The sequence below is a fragment of the Mycobacterium kyogaense genome (assembly GCF_036946525.1).
Lineage (GTDB): Bacteria > Actinomycetota > Actinomycetes > Mycobacteriales > Mycobacteriaceae > Mycobacterium > Mycobacterium kyogaense_A.
The window spans coordinates 51,968-64,995 of sequence record NZ_JAQIIY010000010.1 but is presented as its reverse complement, the minus strand read 5'-3'; the positions used below and the strand labels follow the sequence as shown (position 1 = coordinate 64,995).

At 62.5% G+C, this 13,028-nt stretch carries 12 protein-coding genes and 1 pseudogene; 12 read left to right on the top strand and 1 reads right to left on the bottom strand.

Translation table 11 applies throughout. The features are described 5' to 3' along the window. Positions 1-129: 129 nt before the first annotated feature. The 8 genes and pseudogenes from queD to PGN37_RS08700 all read left to right on the top strand — a co-directional run. A complete protein-coding gene (gene queD / locus PGN37_RS08735; RefSeq protein ID WP_335330637.1) occupies positions 130-528 on the top strand; it encodes a 6-carboxytetrahydropterin synthase QueD in 399 nt (132 codons plus the stop codon). Next, positions 529-1,290, top strand: a complete 762-nt coding sequence (locus PGN37_RS08730) for a 7-carboxy-7-deazaguanine synthase QueE (RefSeq protein ID WP_335330636.1) — start codon at positions 529-531, stop codon at positions 1,288-1,290. Positions 1,291-1,725: 435 nt separating this feature from the next. Then, positions 1,726-2,010, top strand: coding sequence for a helix-turn-helix domain-containing protein (locus PGN37_RS08725; RefSeq protein ID WP_335330635.1), 285 nt, complete (start codon positions 1,726-1,728; stop codon positions 2,008-2,010). Continuing rightward, on the top strand, positions 2,007-2,795 hold the full coding sequence (locus PGN37_RS08720) for an 8-oxoguanine DNA glycosylase (protein ID WP_335330634.1): 789 nt from the start codon (positions 2,007-2,009) through the stop codon (positions 2,793-2,795). Before PGN37_RS08725 ends, PGN37_RS08720 begins: the two co-directional genes overlap by 4 nt. 433 nt (positions 2,796-3,228) lie before the next feature. Next, on the top strand, positions 3,229-4,371 hold the full coding sequence (locus tag PGN37_RS08715) for a PfkB family carbohydrate kinase (protein ID WP_335330633.1): 1,143 nt from the start codon (positions 3,229-3,231) through the stop codon (positions 4,369-4,371). Continuing rightward, the gene (locus PGN37_RS08710) at positions 4,317-5,006 is read left to right on the top strand and encodes a 7-cyano-7-deazaguanine synthase (protein ID WP_335330632.1); all 690 of its coding nucleotides are present in this window, start codon (positions 4,317-4,319) and stop codon (positions 5,004-5,006) included. Before PGN37_RS08715 ends, PGN37_RS08710 begins: the two co-directional genes overlap by 55 nt. Positions 5,007-6,220: 1,214 nt before the next feature. After that, positions 6,221-7,342, top strand: coding sequence for a Shedu anti-phage system protein SduA domain-containing protein (locus PGN37_RS08705; RefSeq protein WP_335330631.1), 1,122 nt, complete (start codon positions 6,221-6,223; stop codon positions 7,340-7,342). 450 nt (positions 7,343-7,792) lie between these two features. After that, positions 7,793-7,900 (top strand): annotated as a pseudogene (locus tag PGN37_RS08700) (IS30 family transposase); the annotation flags it as partial. Between the two features lie 54 nt (positions 7,901-7,954). Here PGN37_RS08700 and PGN37_RS08695 read toward each other — a convergent pair. Next, positions 7,955-8,641 (bottom strand): GAF and ANTAR domain-containing protein, encoded by a 687-nt coding sequence (locus PGN37_RS08695; RefSeq protein ID WP_335330630.1) that lies wholly within the window; start codon positions 8,639-8,641, stop codon positions 7,955-7,957. Between the two features lie 196 nt (positions 8,642-8,837). Between PGN37_RS08695 and PGN37_RS08690 the strand changes: the two genes are divergently transcribed. From PGN37_RS08690 to PGN37_RS08675, 4 genes are read left to right on the top strand one after another with little or no spacing between them, the layout of a single operon-like run. After that, on the top strand, positions 8,838-10,055 hold the full coding sequence (locus tag PGN37_RS08690) for an acetyl-CoA acetyltransferase (protein WP_335330629.1): 1,218 nt from the start codon (positions 8,838-8,840) through the stop codon (positions 10,053-10,055). Next, a complete protein-coding gene (locus tag PGN37_RS08685; RefSeq protein ID WP_335330628.1) occupies positions 10,052-11,575 on the top strand; it encodes a carotenoid oxygenase family protein in 1,524 nt (507 codons plus the stop codon). Before PGN37_RS08690 ends, PGN37_RS08685 begins: the two co-directional genes overlap by 4 nt. 26 nt (positions 11,576-11,601) lie before the next feature. Beyond that, positions 11,602-12,453: a winged helix-turn-helix transcriptional regulator gene (locus PGN37_RS08680; protein ID WP_335330762.1), complete on the top strand. Its 852-nt coding sequence runs from the start codon at positions 11,602-11,604 to the stop codon at positions 12,451-12,453. Next, positions 12,450-13,007, top strand: a complete 558-nt coding sequence (locus tag PGN37_RS08675; RefSeq protein WP_335330627.1) for an isochorismatase family protein — start codon at positions 12,450-12,452, stop codon at positions 13,005-13,007. Before PGN37_RS08680 ends, PGN37_RS08675 begins: the two co-directional genes overlap by 4 nt. Positions 13,008-13,028: the final 21 nt, after the last annotated feature.

The following is a 13,028-nucleotide window of genomic DNA, read 5'->3' as shown; positions in this document are numbered from 1 at the left end:
TCCGACCTTCCGCAGGCCGTGCGGGTTCCGTACGCATGCAAGTTGGTGTCGTAGATGGAGACCGACCGAGGCGCCCGCGTCATAAGCAAAACTCGGATGCGATCGCCTGAGCGTGCAGAATAGTGCAACATGAACGCGGCACGCCCCCATGCTGATTGCAGCGCATATCCGCAACTCATTACGTCAGTGGCCAGACGATTCTCGTTCGAAGCTGCGCACCAACTTCCCTGGCATACCGGGAAGTGCGCCAAGCTCCACGGGCACTCCTACCGGCTGGATGTAACGGTCACGGGCCCCGTTACCGGTGAGGGCATTGTGATTGACTTCACTGACCTCAAGTCCATAGTCAGCAAAGCAGTGCTTGCGGACTACGACCACGCGTTCCTCAATGACTTCCTCGCGAATCCCACCGCCGAGCTCATCGCCACAGATATCGCAAAGCGTCTACTGGATGCGGGCCTCGCGGTGTCGGCCGTGACGGTGCATGAGACCGCGAACTGCTCGGCAACGGTTGAGGTACAGCGATAGATGGAAGATGATCGGCAGGACCCCGTTCCATCTGTGTCCACAACGCTATCGGTGGTCGAGCTATTTGGCCCCACTATCCAGGGTGAAGGGCCATCCGTCGGCAACGCCGCACAATTTCTCCGGTTGGCAGGTTGCAATCTCACCTGCGTGTGGTGTGACACGGCGTTCAGCTGGGATTCGCAAAGGCGAGATCCAGATCGCCCGCCCCGCACGATCACCATCAACGAGGCCCTCGAGCATCTAGACCCTAGATTCCGGGACCCCTTCGCACGCGCACCTCTTGTCAAGCGACTGGTTGTGACCGGCGGTGAGCCCCTCCTCCAAGCCAGCCAGTTGGCAGAACTACTCGTTCCGCTTTCCGCGCAGGGATGGGCAGTAGAAGTCGAGACATCTGGCAGCGTGCCACCCGGCCCAGTTGCAGCTCTTGCCACACGATTCAACGTATCGCCTAAACTGTCCCACAGTCGGGTCGCAGAAAAAGCGCGTCTTCGCATACACGTTCTGGATCGATTCGCTGTGATGCCGTCGTCCATATTCAAGTTCGTCGTTCAGGACTCCGCCGATCTGCGCGAAATCGAAACACTGCTCAACAAACTCTCGGTACTTGTTCCACCAGAACGCGTCTACGTAATGGCGCAAGGATCGTCGGGCACGACGGTGCTAGAACGCAGCCGCTCGATCGTCGACGATGTCGTCGCGCGAGGGTGGAGCCTCACGCCACGTTGGCACACCCTGCTTTGGAACGATGAGCGCGGACGTTGAGCTGCCTTAAGTAACACCAAGTTTGGCAGAGAAAGCAAGGGACTCTCAGCACGCGGGGTCACCGCTAACCGAATTCACGCGTTGGCTGTCTGGAATCAAATATCTCCGACCACATTTTTGCACCCACGACTACTGAGCGCATCGATGGTAGCGAGATGAAGTCGCGGCGCTGAATACCCCGGCCGCGAAAAGCATGCGCTACCCGTCGTAGGCTCACGGATTCGAATAGTCAGACGAGGCAATGAATAACGCTGTCTTCTTGAATTAGCTGTGGGCCTCACCGGGTGCGTTCGATCACTATTGGGCAGACGTTTGCTAGAAGTGCGCACCAAATCGCGGATCGTCGCGTCACCGTGCGGCGGCGAGCCTGACTGATGCCATTGCCCCCAGCACTGCATCGCACGGCTACCGCGTCACACAGGTCGATAATAATACATGTATTGTTATCGCATGCGTCGAAAGCTTGGTGGTTTCGAAGTTTCACACGGCCGTCAGATCGGGGCCGCGCTTGCCCAGGCACGTGCCCGCGCCAACCTGTCTGCCTCTGAAATTGCAAGGGCCTCAAGTGTTTCGCTTGACGCGATCCGCAGTGTAGAAACCGGACGGGTGCCAACCCCTGGCTTTCTTACCGTGGCACGTCTAGCCGGGGCACTTGGTATCAGCCTCGATGATTTGCATTCTCAAGCAAGCGCGTCCGCCGTTGACGGGTTTGCGTCGTGACTTCTCGAGCAACGCGGCTGCGCGATCCCGGCCAGCAGGTGAGGCTACTGCCGCACGGACACACTCCACGCGAGGTGACTTGGGGCCATTGCTGGCAGGTAGGTACACCCGCGTACTGGATCGCCTTGACCCGCGAAACTTGCACGCATACAAGCATTTCTGACAGTCCGGTTCGCCACCGTCTCGGCGGCACCCTCGCCGAGGAAATTGCGGCTTGCGTGCTAGGTGGACACGGCATTCCCCATCACGTCGGTCTCGCAGCGTTCAAAGCCGTCAGAGACTCGGGTGCTTTGAGTCCTTCGTCACGCAAACCCGTCTCGATTGCCGACGTTCTTGGCAAACCAATTCGATTGGAAGACCGCGAAATCCGGTATCGCTTCGCTGCCCAACGTTCGGCTTACCTGCAGATGACCTTAGATCGCATGCACAACGATCCACCTCCATCTGATGCGCTCGGCCTACGTCGTTGGCTGCTGGCCTGCCGAGGCATTGGGCCAAAAACAGCTAGCTGGATCGTCCGTAACCACCTGGGAAGCAATGACGTTGCCATCATCGATATCCACGTTTTACGGGCCGGAATCGCCGCAGGTGTCTTCGACCGGGCATGGAATCCAGCGCGTCATTATGACCTTATGGAGGCCCTGTTCCTAGCCTGGGCACGGCACGGTCGGGTCAGTGCCGCCGATCTGGACGCAGTGATTTGGTCAGAACGCGCACGATGGCCCGCGGGGTACGCGATCATCGGCGCGGCGGGTCAATTCAGAGTTAAGACACAACAACGCTAGGGGGACACTTGACAGGAACCGGAAAGGATGACGGCGGATACGTCGGGCCCACGACTAGCGATCCGTGCGAGAAGCTACGTCTGACGCGATTCTTAGAGGGACCGATTGAGTCGGTGGTCGCAACTCTCAACCCCGGCGACGTTTTGACCATCCTGTTACGGGGCGAATCGCCCCCGCTGGTAATTGCCGCCACCGCTCGCGGTGAGGAAGCCGGAGGCATCTTGCCGACTGGGCAACTCATTGACTGCTTGCAGCGGGGCGTCGCATTTGCAGCTCGCATCACGCGGATCAACGACGGTGCCATCGAACTCGACGTTCGTGCCGCGACGTGATCGTTGTAGGGGGGACCTACGAAGAGCACGTTGTCGTGCCAAACCACCATGTAGTTGCCGGCAGCGGACTACGTGCGGCCGCTGCATTAGGTGATGTTGAGGTGCGGCTACACACAGCGATTGATGATGAACAACGCCTCGCCGCTGAGTCCTCATTAGCGACGTTGAACGTTAACGTCACCGTGGTCGACCGCGACGAACCGGTGGCATTCCGATACTTCACACCGGTCGCACCGCCGACCATAGAAGGCGCGGCCGCGACCCACGCGCAGACCATCACTGCCGATGATGACGCCGTTCTCGTCTTCGGCATGATTGAAACGGGACATCGTGATATTCGTTCCCGCCGCGCAGTTGTGGATCCTCAACGCCCGCGCGACCTGCAGGTGCTCAACTTGCAGGGTATCCAGGCCGATGAACTAGCGGTTGTTCTCAACGCACGCGAGGCTCGCGCCCTGACCGGCGGTACAGACAATCTTCGGCAGGCAGCGCACCAATTGCTTGCTCGAACGACGGCCGACATCATCGTCGTCAAGGACAGCGGCCGCGGATGCCTCATTCAACTACGCGGCGCGGACACCGCTGTGCGAGTTGGCCCCTTCCCGACACGTTCAGTCTGGCCGTTAGGAAGCGGCGATGTCTTCGCCGCCGGATTTGCGCATGCGTGGAACGGCGGCGCCCATCCGATCGAGGCTGCTCGTGTGGCCAGTAGTTGCGCCGCGTTCTGGTGTGCGACCCGGCGCAGCCGCTTGCCGGTCGAACTTCTCGCTGGCACACCAGTAAATACCGTCCTCGACGCTGCCGCGCCGGAGCTAACTCCCGCCGAATCGACGCCAACCATCTACCTGGCCGGTCCCTTCTTCAGTGTCGCCGAAAGATGGCTAGTGGAGACGTCCCGAGCTGTGCTGGCGGGTCTGGGAGCTTCTGTGTTTAGCCCTTTGCATGACGTCGGCCTCGGGGGCGACGAAGTTGCGGCTCCCGATCTTGAAGGACTGCGCCAGGCGGACGCCGTCTTCGCACTGCTTGACGGATGGGACCCTGGCACCGTCTACGAGGTCGGGTGGGCCCATCACAACGACCTTCCAGTCGTCGGGTTCCTAAATGCACCGGTCCATGAAGGCAGCAAGATGCTCGTAGGTGCCGGAGCTGAGTTGCATGACGATTTGTCCAGCGCCCTCTACCGGGCCGTGTGGGCCGCGCAAAGCCGCCAAGTCGAAGCGGGCCGGATCCAGAGCCCGTGGTGAGCCTAAGAGCTGAGCCCTCCGCGGTCTTACTGCTGTCAGGCGGGCTCGACAGCACCGCCCTAGCTCACTTAATACGTCCGCCTCTATGCGTGGTCGTCGATTACGGGCAACGCTGCGCGCACGCTGAAAAGCGGGCCGCGGCGGCCGTATGTCGCGCTCTCAATCTGCGGCTGCTGCCCTTACGGATCGACGTAAGACAGATCGGGTCAGGCCTGCTGCACGGTGAGCAACATCTTGAAGGTGCCCCGAGCCCTGAGTGGTGGCCCTACCGCAACCAGCTACTTGTCACTGCGGCGGCATCGATTGCGCTGCGCGAGAAGCTTTCTCGGGTAATCATCGGGAGCGTCGCGAATGATGGCGGCCGCCACGTGGACGGAACCGTCGCATTCTACGAACTTCTTGATCGCCTTGTCAGTCTGCAAGAGGGCGCCATTCGCGTTAGTGCTCCCGCCTTGCACCTCACCACTGCGGAATTACTTATTGAGAGCGGACTTCGCGAGAACATTCTGGGTTGGACAGTTTCTTGCCACCGTGCCGATTATCCCTGCGGCACTTGCCCTGGGTGCCACAAGCGCGCCGAGGTTCTAGCTCAGGTTGGCGTTCTCTCAGGGACAGTGCGCCAGGCTCCTCTATGAGTGCCGATCCACCAGGCCAGAAGACCGATTGGCGCGACGCGTTACTGGAAGCGCACCGGGCCCACCCAATCGCAAGCTCCGACGACGGCGACGGAGCCGCCCAACTCCGCCTGTTGGCCACGGAGGGACCGATGATTCCCATCACGGACCTCGGTCCCAGCCAGCACTTCGACGAGGTCGTCCGTCGGCGTCGCAGCATTCGGCGGCTGGGGGCTCCATTGCTAAGCGACCTAGGAGTCGTTGTTGCGCGCGCGGGCCTCACACGTCACGGGGCCTGCACCGAACTGGGAAATCCCCTGACTAGCCGGCCGGCCCCCTCAGGTGGCGCGCGGCATCCGCTGCAGTTGGTAGTCATCACAGCAACACCACTGCACGCCACACACCGAAGCCGAGCGTGGGTGCTTGACCCCGATGGCGGCGTCCTGCGAAGAGCAAAGTTAAGCGAGAACACCGTAGACAATGCCCTAACACGCTTCGCCGAGGCACTTCATCTCAATACCGCTCCGCCGGCAGCCGTCGTAGCAGTGGGCTTCCCGCACCGAACCCTCACTAGGTACCCCGGTGGCATGTCGCTGCTATGGCGCGAGACTGGAGCTCTACTCATGCTCGTGCACCTCGCCGCTACCGATCTGAATCTTGGCTCGAGTTTCGTCGGTACGTGCGGTGTCCTCTATCCCGTGGGCCGCCAACCGCAGGATCCTGTCGACCTGGGCGCAGTTGCGGTTGGGACACCGAAACAATGAAAGTGGTCGACCGGTCCCGCTCTAACCGCTTACTTCCCGGACACACCTGACCGGGAGTTCGAGAAGTCGATAACCTTTCCACGATGGGCGGCTGATCACGGGGCACGCCATCCGGTGCTGCGCGAGCAGGATCAGGTCGCCGTCGACGAGCAATGCGCGGCACGAATCACGCGACGTTGCGTGTAATTCCAGACAATCGAAAGACCGAGCCAGACACGCGCGCAACATAAGAACCACCGTGACGGCCCAAGCCGGATAGTTTCATTCGTCACGGAACTTATTCATCGGTCCGCAACAGGTGGCCGCAGCGTGACACCCGACCGCTTCAGTGCCGAGCACAACAATCTGACCCCTGTTTTCGATGTGCCGATGCCCTCAGTTTGGCAATCCGCTATTGCGGGTGCCAACCAAATACGGGATACTATTGGCAAATAGGTGGGCGGACAGAATTAACTCCAGAAGGGAGCCCACGTGGCTATAAAGAATTTCTTTGCAGAATACGCCGGTCCAAATACATTTAAAATCGAGGGCAACGATTTCTCGAACATCGAGATTCGTGGGACGAACAATCCAAAATTCTTTTATTTTTACGACAACGCGAGTCATCAGCTGATCAAGGACTTCGCCCTTCATCAAACAGCCCAAGTCATCACGCTTTGCCGTGTCACACTCATCTTCAACGATGGCGAGTACTCACCACGATTCCGCTTTTGGAAGCGAGATAAGAAGGAATTAGGTAACAACCCTGCGGCAGAGGAGGTCTCGATCACGGAGGTCGAGGCACGGTCAGTGAAGTCCTCAGTTGACATCGGAGATGGATACGGCAATTTTTGGCGTCTGATTGATTTTCTGCAGACATGCAAAGACATCACGGTCCCACACCAGATCATTAACTTTGTCACGGGTGATGCCGCACGTCTGGCGGATTTATTCAGCGGCCAACCCGATGCTTTAGATTCGCTGTTTAAGGCAATCGCCGAGAATCCCGAAGCGCAGTCGGTTATCGCCTCCCGACCGTCCGCCGCCATACTCTCGGAAATGATTAATTTGCATCGCCAACGCGAAGCTATCGATCAATTGCAAGCAATAGCAGAAGACCCGACCAAGAACGAGCACGATTTGCAGAAGATACTTAAGAACCAATGGTGGATCTTTGGTGGCAGGTTCATCGACATCGCTAACCGTCAAAAATTCACGGTTCTGGAAAGCCTCGATATCCCACTGCTCCGTCATGACGGTTCCTTGCACATTGTTGAACTCAAGCAGGCCAACATTGACACTCTAATCAAGATGGACCACGACACGCCGATCCTCGGTGCAGACGTGCACAACGCTGTCAGCCAGGCGATGGTCTACCTTCGGTCACTCGACAGCCAACGAGCCGAGATTCTGGCAACCTTTGGTATTGAGGTGCAGCGTGCGGGTGTCACTGTGGTGATCGGACATCCGAGGTTCATGAGCGACAAGTACACCGAAGCTCAGTTGAACGACGCCTTTCGTACCTACAACAGTCACTTAAGTCGCATCGAGGTCATGACCTACAAGGAGCTGATTGATGGTGCTCGTCGCTCGCTCGAATATGCAGCCAGTTAGGCCTGCACAAATCCTCAATTGCGATTGCAACTTCGCTAACCATGAAAGCGTGTCGTGAATCGTTGCAGGATCGAAGTAGAACGTCGACTGGTCCTTCGTTGGGAGGCAAGATCTGGTCAGCCTGTGCGCGAACGCGTTCGCCGAACTGCAGCTTTCGCTACCCTCGCAAGTATCGCCCCACGATCTTTTGCGCCACATTATGCGAGCGATAATGGCTTCTGTTTCTTCCGTGAGACCGTTGCCGATTTCACATCCCTGGGCGCGCGATTCAGCAGAAGACTCTCGAGCGCAGCGGCCGCGGTGAGCATTGAGGCACCAATCGAGATTAGTCGCGCATCCGTTAATAATCGATCGCGATTCATCGATGACCATGTCAATCTCACCAGGCCACCCAAGAGCCAGCGCAGCGAGATGGCCAACAATTCGGCCACCTCCCAGGCCACCGATCTCGACATCTACTTCTGCGACCCACACACGCCCTGGCAGCGCGGTAGCAACGAAAACACCAACTGGCTGCTGCGCCAACGGTTTGCCAAAGGCGGTGATCTATCAGTGTTTTTGCCCGAGTGCGGACGTCAGATTCCGTGCACTCGGCACACGCCGACGATGGCCTCAGCTACCCCGCGTCGCGATCACGCGCTCGGCGATGTCGGTCAGCTTGGTGTTGCTGTCCTGCGACAGCCGACGCAGCATGTCGAAGGCCGCCACGTCGTCGACGTTGTAGCGCTCCATGATGATGCCCTTGGCCTGACCGATGCGATCCCGCGTGGACAGCGCCGACTGCAACTGTTCGTGATGCCGGCTGGCGAGGATCGCGGCAGCCGCGTGGGCCGCCAAGACCGCACCGATGTTCTCGTCGGCGGCATCGAAGGCATTGGGCTTCGTCGCGAACAGATTCATCGCGCCGGCGGTCTGTGAGCTGGTGTAGAGCTTGAACGACAATCCGCTGCGGACCCCCAGCTCCGCGGCGGCGGCCGAATAGCGGCGCCAGCGGGGTTCGGTGGCGAAGTCGTCGGAGCGCACGATCGTCTCCTCGAGGGCGGCCTCCAGGCACGGCCCCTCGTTGTACTTCATCTGCAGCCGGTCCAACTCGTTCGGCAACTCTGAGGTGCCGGCGACGGACTCGAAGCGGCCCGCTTTACCGACGAACAGGATGCCGGCCGCGTCGGTACTCGGAATCAGTTCCAGCACCTCACGGGTGACATCGGACAGCACTTCTTCGACACTGCGTGGCGAGGCGACCGCCCGAGCAAGCTCGGCCATCCGCTGTGCCAGGTCGCGGTCGGTCGAACCGGTCATGACCTCGTGAACCCCTTCATCGAAGGGAACCGTACACCGCGACGGGTTTGCGGCGCTGGCGTGCGGGCAATGCAGGGCCGCAGACAGGCGCATCGGTCGACCGCGGCGCCTGTCAGGTCTCGTCGGTTCAGACACGTAGCCGGCGGGACCGCCTAGCCACTGTCACTCTGCTAGTTGAAGTAGTAGCGTCACGCGGGTGAGCACAGCGGGCGTCTGGATCCTGGGCGGCTACCAGAGCGACTTCGCGCGCAATCTCGAGCGGGAGGGTTCGGACTTCGCTGCACTCACCGCTGAGGTGGTCGACGCGACCCTGACCGCCGCGCGCGTGGACGCCGCCGACGTCGGTGTCGTCCACGTGGCCAATGCGTTCGGTGAGCTGTTCGCACGCCAAGGCCACCTCGGCGCGATGCCGGCGACGGTGTGCGACGGCCTGTGGGACACCCCCGCCACCCGGCACGAGGCCGCGTGCGCCTCCGGCAGCGTCGCGACGCTCGCCGCCATCGCCGATCTGCGGTCCGGCGCCTACGACAGCGCGCTCGTCATCGGTGTCGAGCTGGAGAAGACCGTGCCCGGCGACACCGCGACCGCGATCCTCGGCACCGCGGCGTGGACGGGCCACGAAGGCGCAGACGCAAAGTACATGTGGCCTCACATGTTCGACGTCGTCGCCGCCGAGTACGACCGCCGCTACGGGCTCGACGACGCGCATCTGCGCGCCATCGCCGCACGAAACTTCGCCAACGCGCAGACGAATCCCAACGCCCAGACCCGGTCCTGGGCCGTGCCGCACCCGCTCACCGCTGACGACGTCAGCAACCCGCCGGTCGAAGGCAGGCTGCGCCGCTTCGACTGCAGTCAGATCACCGACGGGGGTGCCGGCATCGTCCTGGTCACCGACGGCTGGCTACGTGCCCATCCCGGCGCCCGCCCGCTCGCCCGCATCGACGGCTGGGGGCACCGCACCGTCGGCCTCGGGCTGAACCAGAAGTTGCAGCGCTCCGCACAGTCCCCCTATGTCCTGCCCCACGTGCGCTCCGCAGTGCACGACGCGTTCGACCGCGCCCATGTCACCCTCGACGGCATAGACGGCTTCGAGGTCCACGACTGCTTCACGCCCAGCGAATATCTCGCCATCGACCACATCGGACTGACCGAGCCGGGACAGTCGTGGCAGGCCATCGAGAGCGGCGACATCGACCCCGACGGCCGGTGCCCGATCAACCCCAGCGGCGGACTCATCGGCGGCGGCCACCCCGTCGGCGCCACCGGAGTCAGGATGCTTCTCGATGCCGCCCGTCAGGTGAGTGGAACCGCCGACGGCTACCAGGTCGACGGCGCAACCACTTTCGGCACCCTCAACTTCGGTGGCAGCACCGCCACCACCGTCAGCTTCGTCGTCGGGAGACACTCATGAGTTTGCGCACCCATCCCGAGGTGGTCGCCTCGTTCCTGTCCACACTGCCGCCGGACGACGACCACCCCTATCGCACCGGCCCTTGGCGACCGCAGACCACCGAGTGGGACAGCGACGATCTCGAGGTCGTCGCCGGGACCGTGCCCGAGGATCTCGACGGGGTGTATCTGCGCAACACCGAGAACCCCCTGCATCCGGCACTCAAGAACTACCACCCGTTCGACGGTGACGGCATGCTGCACATCGTCGGCTTCCGGGACGGAAAGGCGTTCTACCGCAACCGCTTCGTGCGCACCGACGGGTTCCTCGCCGAGAACGAGGCGGGCGGACCGCTGTGGCCGGGCATCGCCGAGCAGATCGAGCTGGCCCGCCGCGACCATGGCTGGGGCGCAAGGACGTTGATGAAGGACGCGTCGTCGACCGATGTGATCGTGCATCGCGGTGTGGCACTGACCAGCCACTACCAGTGCGGCGATCTCTACCGCATCGATCCGTGCACCGGCGACGCGCTGGGCAAGGAGGACTGGAACGGCGGCTTCCCCAGCGACTGGGGAGTGTCGGCGCACCCCAAGGTCGACGGCGATGAACTGCTGTACTTCAGTTACAGCAAGCAGGCGCCCTACCTGCGCTACGGCGTGGTCAGCGGCAGGGGCGACGTGGTGCACACCGTCGACGTCGAACTCCCCGGTCCGCGGTTGCCGCACGACATGGCGTTCACCGAGAACTACGTGATCCTCAACGACTTTCCACTGTTCTGGGACGCCGCGCTGCTCGAACACAACGTGCATCTGCCGCGCTTCCACCGCGACACCCCGTCGCGGTTCGCCGTCATCCCGCGTCGTGGCGACGCCTCCCAGATCCGTTGGTTCGAGGCCGATCCCACCTATGTTCTGCATTTCCCCAATGCCTACGAAGACGGCGACGAGATCGTGCTCGACGGGTTCTTCCAGGGCGATCCCGAACCCGCCGACAACGGGATGGGCAACAAGTGGCAGCGGGCCTTCCGGTTCCTCGCACTCGACCGGATGCAGGCTCGGCTGCACCGCTGGCGGTTCAATCTCGTGACGGGCGAGGTCCGGGAGGAGCAATTGACCGACAGCATCAGCGAATTCGGCATGATCAACCCCCACCGCGCCGGCCTCCCCCACCGCTACATCTATGCCGCGACGGGAAAGCCGTCCTGGTTCCTGTTCGACGGGCTGCTCAAGCACGATCTGCACACCGGCCGCGAGGAGCGGTTCGCCTTCGACGACGGCGTCTACGGCAGCGAGACCGCGATGGCGCCCCGCCCGGGCGGTACCGCCGAGGACGACGGATACCTCATCACCCTCACCACCGACATGAACACCGACGCGTCGTACTGCCTGGTGTTCGACGCGGCCCGGGTCGCCGACGGCCCGGTGTGCACACTCGCACTGCCCGAACGGATCTCGAGCGGTACCCATTCGACGTGGGCGGCAGGATCGGAGTTGCCTCGCTGGCGCATCGACGATTCGGCAGCTTCCGCGATCGGGTTGTGACCGACGACCCGAACGCCGTCGCGCGGATGCTGGGCGTCCTCGGCGACGAGTGGAGCCTGCTGATCATCCAGCAGACGCTGCTCGGCGCCACCCGCTACGGCGACTTCGTCGACGCGCTTCCCGTGTCCCACGCGGTCCTGTCGGGGCGCCTCCGAGCCCTGGTCGCCGAGGGCCTGCTGGATCGGCGCGAATACCAAACTCATCCGATTCGCGTGCAGTACACGGCCACAGCGAAGAGCCGCAGCCTGTGGCCGATGCTGACGTCGATCTGGGAGTGGGAGCGTGGCTGGGTCACTGAACATCCGCGACCACTGCCCGCGATGCGCCACACGTCCTGTGGGGCGTTCTTCGCACCGAGACTGACCTGCCAAGCGTGCGATGCGGCTGTCGCCTCGGAGAAAGAGCTCGTGGCGCAGTGGGGTCCGAGCGGTGGCTGGCAGCGCTCGGTCCCTTCTACCTCGAATCGCCGCCGCTCCGCCGGCCGGCGCGCCGGAGTTCTGTTCCCGCAGACGATGACCGTCATCGGTGATCGCTGGGGATTCGCGCTGCTGGTGGCCGCGTTCGTCGGCATCGGCAGGTTCACCGATTTCCACGCCGAGCTCGGCGCACCGCCGGCGACGATCTCGGGCCGGCTGTCCGTCTTCACCGCCGAAGGGATTCTGCACGCGGTCGCCGGTCGCTACCTGCTCACCGACAAGGGCCGTGCGCTGCTGCCCGTTCTCGTGACCGCGCTGGCCTGGGCGCAGCGCTGGTACCCCGACCCCGACGGGCCGGCTGTCCGCGTCACCCACGTCCCGTGCGGGCGCAGGTTCCACCCGCGGCTCACCTGCGGCCACTGCCTCGAACCGCTGCGTGGGGCGCAGATAATGACGTCATGACCACACTCGCAGACCGGATGGCGATGGCGCTGCTCGTCGTCGACGTACAACACGACGTCGTCGCCGGAGCTTTCCGGCGAGACGCGGTGGTGGCCAACATCGCCCGGCTTGTCGAGGAGGCACGTCGACAGGAGGTTGCTGTCGTGTGGGTGCGACACCACGACGACGAGCTGCGCCACGGCAGCGACGGCTGGCAGATCGTGCCGGAGCTCTCCCCCGCCGACGGCGAACCCGTCATCGACAAGACCTACGGGGACGCGTTCGAAGCGACCTCGCTGGAAAACACCCTGGCTGAGCGCAGCGTCGGCCGGCTGATCGTCGTCGGCGCGGAAACCGATGCGTGCGTGCGCAGTACGCTCCACGGGGCCTTCGTTCGGGGCTACGACGTCACCCTCGTCGCCGATGCTCACACCGCGGGCGACAAGACGTCGTGGGGCGCTCCGCCCGTGCCCGCCGTCATCGACCACACCAATCTCTACTGGTCGTTTCAGGCCGCGCCCGGACGCGTCGCGGCGGTCACCGCCACCGACGCTGTCGCGTTCGGCGACAGCTGACTCAACCGGTCGAAAAGTCTT

Excerpts from the sequence above, each read along its gene's own strand:
- queD (WP_335330637.1), top strand. The coding sequence starts at position 130 with ATGAACGCGGCACGCCCCCATGCTGATTGCAGCGCATATCCGCAACTC.
- PGN37_RS08695 (WP_335330630.1), bottom strand. The coding sequence starts at position 8,641 with ATGACCGGTTCGACCGACCGCGACCTGGCACAGCGGATGGCCGAGCTT.
- PGN37_RS08730 (WP_335330636.1), top strand. The coding sequence starts at position 529 with ATGGAAGATGATCGGCAGGACCCCGTTCCATCTGTGTCCACAACGCTA.
- PGN37_RS08685 (WP_335330628.1), top strand. The coding sequence starts at position 10,052 with ATGAGTTTGCGCACCCATCCCGAGGTGGTCGCCTCGTTCCTGTCCACA.
- PGN37_RS08725 (WP_335330635.1), top strand. The coding sequence starts at position 1,726 with ATGTATTGTTATCGCATGCGTCGAAAGCTTGGTGGTTTCGAAGTTTCA.
- PGN37_RS08675 (WP_335330627.1), top strand. The coding sequence starts at position 12,450 with ATGACCACACTCGCAGACCGGATGGCGATGGCGCTGCTCGTCGTCGAC.
- PGN37_RS08680 (WP_335330762.1), top strand. The coding sequence starts at position 11,602 with ATGCTGGGCGTCCTCGGCGACGAGTGGAGCCTGCTGATCATCCAGCAG.